This is a genomic window from Altererythrobacter sp., from assembly GCF_050299635.1.
In the GTDB taxonomy this organism is placed as follows: Bacteria; Pseudomonadota; Alphaproteobacteria; order Sphingomonadales; family Sphingomonadaceae; genus Erythrobacter.
Genome location: NZ_JBNKWF010000074.1, coordinates 1 through 627, shown reverse-complemented (window position 1 = coordinate 627; position 627 = coordinate 1). Strand labels below are relative to the sequence as shown.

The 627-nt window shown below is 64.4% G+C and carries 1 protein-coding gene; it reads right to left on the bottom strand.

Annotated features, from left to right (window positions below):
• On the bottom strand, positions 1–627 hold a 627-nt coding region (locus ACQY6C_RS14890), incomplete at both ends, for an FAD-binding protein (protein ID WP_427970070.1).

Below are 627 nucleotides of genomic sequence, written 5' to 3'. Positions count from 1 at the left end.
GGGACCGCAACCACGGCCTTCCAGAATTTCCTGGCCCATGCAGCGGGAGACGAAGTCACGCGGTGCCAGATCCTTCAGCGTTGGTGCGTAGCGCTCCATGAAGCGCTCGCCTTCGCTGTTGAGAAGAATGGCGCCTTCGCCACGGCAGCCTTCGGTCAGCAGCACGCCAGCACCGGCCACGCCAGTGGGGTGGAATTGCCAGAACTCCATGTCCTGCAGCGCAATACCAGCGCGGGCAGCCATGCCCAGGCCGTCACCGGTGTTGATGAAGGCGTTGGTCGAGCTGTAGTAGATACGGCCCGAACCGCCGGTGGCGAAGACCGTCGCCTTGGCGTGGAAGATCGAGACCTCACCGGTCTCCATTTCCAGTGCGATGACGCCGAGCACGTCGCCGTCGCTGTTCCTGATCAGGTCCAGCGCCATCCACTCGACGAAGAACTGGGTGTTGGCGCACACGTTGCGCTGGTAGAGCGCGTGCAGCATCGCGTGGCCGGTGCGGTCGGCGGCGGCGCAGGAGCGCATCACGGGCGCCTGGCCATAGTTCATCGAATGACCGCCGAACGGGCGCTGGTAGATCTTGCCGTCGTCGGTGCGGTCGAACGGCATGCCGTAGTGTTCGAGTTCGAC